General features: G+C 51.7%; 1 rRNA gene. It reads left to right on the top strand.

Features of this window, described 5'->3' with window-relative positions:
• Positions 1 to 74: 74 nt before the first annotated feature.
• A 23S ribosomal RNA gene (locus OTG27_RS26355) occupies positions 75 to 3007 on the top strand.
• The last annotated feature ends 48 nt before the right edge of the window (positions 3008 to 3055 follow it).

The following is a 3055-nucleotide window of genomic DNA, read 5'->3' as shown; positions in this document are numbered from 1 at the left end:
TTGTTCCTTGAAAACTAGATAATAGATAGAAGGCAATTAATTTTTTTCAAAGCATCTGTAAGATCTTTTTTAACGGTTAAGTTAGAAAGGGCGCACGGTGGATGCCTTGGCACTAGGAGCCGATGAAGGACGGGACTAACACCGATATGCTTCGGGGAGCTGTAAGTAAGCTTTGATCCGGAGATTTCCGAATGGGGAAACCCACTGTTCGTAATGGAACAGTATCTTTACCTGAATACATAGGGTACTGAAGGCAGACCCGGGGAACTGAAACATCTAAGTACCCGGAGGAAGAGAAAGCAAACGCGATTTCCTGAGTAGCGGCGAGCGAAACGGAATTAGCCCAAACCAAGAGGCTTGCCTCTTGGGGTTGTAGGACACTCAACATGGAGTTACAAAGGAACGGGGTAAATGAAGCGACCTGGAAAGGTCCGTCGAAGAAGGTAAAAACCCTGTAGTTGAAACTTCGTTCCCTCCTGAGTGGATCCTGAGTACGGCGGGACACGAGAAATCCCGTCGGAAGCAGGGAGGACCATCTCCCAAGGCTAAATACTCCCTAGTGACCGATAGTGAACCAGTACCGTGAGGGAAAGGTGAAAAGCACCCCGGAAGGGGAGTGAAATAGATCCTGAAACCGTGTGCCTACAAGTAGTCAAAGCCCGTTAATGGGTAATGGCGTGCCTTTTGTAGAATGAACCGGCGAGTTACGATTTCATGCGAGGTTAAGTTGATGAGACGGAGCCGCAGCGAAAGCGAGTCTGAATAGGGCGAATGAGTATGAGGTCGTAGACCCGAAACCAGGTGATCTACCCATGTCCAGGGTGAAGTTCAGGTAACACTGAATGGAGGCCCGAACCCACGCACGTTGAAAAGTGCGGGGATGAGGTGTGGGTAGCGGAGAAATTCCAATCGAACCTGGAGATAGCTGGTTCTCTCCGAAATAGCTTTAGGGCTAGCCTCAAGATGAGAGTATTGGAGGTAGAGCACTGATTGGACTAGGGGCCCCCAACGGGTTACCGAATTCAGTCAAACTCCGAATGCCAAATACTTATTCTTGGGAGTCAGACTGCGAGTGATAAGATCCGTAGTCGAAAGGGAAACAGCCCAGACCACCAGCTAAGGTCCCAAAGTATACGTTAAGTGGAAAAGGATGTGGAGTTGCTTAGACAACCAGGATGTTGGCTTAGAAGCAGCCACCATTTAAAGAGTGCGTAATAGCTCACTGGTCGAGTGACTCCGCGCCGAAAATGTACCGGGGCTAAACGTATCACCGAAGCTGTGGATTGACACCGTATGGTGTCGATGGTAGGAGAGCGTTCTAAGGGCGTTGAAGTCAGACCGGAAGGACTGGTGGAGCGCTTAGAAGTGAGAATGCCGGTATGAGTAGCGAAAGAAGGGTGAGAATCCCTTCCACCGAATGCCTAAGGTTTCCTGAGGAAGGCTCGTCCGCTCAGGGTTAGTCGGGACCTAAGCCGAGGCCGAAAGGCGTAGGCGATGGACAACAGGTTGATATTCCTGTACCACCTATACATCGTTTGAACGATGGGGGGACGCAGAAGGATAGGGTAAGCGCGCTGTTGGATATGCGCGTCCAAGCAGTTAGGCCGGAAACGAGGCAAATCCCGTTTCCATTAAGGCGGAGCTGTGATGGCGAGGGAAATATAGTACCGAAGTTCCTGATTCCACGCTGCCAAGAAAAGCCTCTAGTGAGATGTAAGGTGCCCGTACCGCAAACCGACACAGGTAGGCGAGGAGAGAATCCTAAGGTGTGCGAGAGAACTCTCGTTAAGGAACTCGGCAAAATGACCCCGTAACTTCGGGAGAAGGGGTGCTTTTTAGGGTGAATAGCCCAGAAAAGCCGCAGTGAATAGGCCCAGGCGACTGTTTAGCAAAAACACAGGTCTCTGCGAAGCCGCAAGGCGAAGTATAGGGGCTGACACCTGCCCGGTGCTGGAAGGTTAAGGGGAGAGGTTAGCGCAAGCGAAGCTTTGAACCGAAGCCCCAGTAAACGGCGGCCGTAACTATAACGGTCCTAAGGTAGCGAAATTCCTTGTCGGGTAAGTTCCGACCCGCACGAAAGGTGTAACGATCTGGGCACTGTCTCAACGAGAGACTCGGTGAAATTATAGTACCTGTGAAGATGCAGGTTACCCGCGACAGGACGGAAAGACCCCGTGGAGCTTTACTGCAGCCTGATATTGAATTTTGGTACAGCTTGTACAGGATAGGTAGGAGCCTGAGAAGCCGGAGCGCCAGCTTCGGTGGAGGCGTTGGTGGGATACTACCCTGGCTGTATTGAAATTCTAACCCGCGCCCCTTATCGGGGTGGGAGACAGTGTCAGGTGGGCAGTTTGACTGGGGCGGTCGCCTCCTAAAGAGTAACGGAGGCGCCCAAAGGTTCCCTCAGAATGGTTGGAAATCATTCGTAGAGTGTAAAGGCACAAGGGAGCTTGACTGCGAGACCTACAAGTCGAGCAGGGACGAAAGTCGGGCTTAGTGATCCGGTGGTTCCGCATGGAAGGGCCATCGCTCAACGGATAAAAGCTACCCCGGGGATAACAGGCTTATCTCCCCCAAGAGTCCACATCGACGGGGAGGTTTGGCACCTCGATGTCGGCTCATCGCATCCTGGGGCTGTAGTCGGTCCCAAGGGTTGGGCTGTTCGCCCATTAAAGCGGTACGCGAGCTGGGTTCAGAACGTCGTGAGACAGTTCGGTCCCTATCCGTCGCGGGCGCAGGAAATTTGAGAGGAGCTGTCCTTAGTACGAGAGGACCGGGATGGACGCACCGCTGGTGTACCAGTTGTCTTGCCAAAGGCATAGCTGGGTAGCTACGTGCGGACGGGATAAGTGCTGAAAGCATCTAAGCATGAAGCCCCCCTCAAGATGAGATTTCCCATGGCGCAAGCTAGTAAGATCCCTGAAAGATGATCAGGTTGATAGGTCAGAGGTGGAAGCATGGTGACATGTGGAGCTGACTGATACTAATAGATCGAGGACTTAACCAACGCTTTTTAAAAAATGAAATACCTTCTTATTATCTAGTTTTGAAGGAA

The sequence above is a fragment of the Peribacillus sp. AS_2 genome (assembly GCF_026891895.1).
GTDB classification, from domain to species: Bacteria; Bacillota; Bacilli; order Bacillales; family DSM-1321; genus Peribacillus; species Peribacillus frigoritolerans.
The sequence above is the reverse complement of the archived record's forward strand: the minus strand, read 5'-3'. Positions and strand labels throughout refer to the sequence as shown.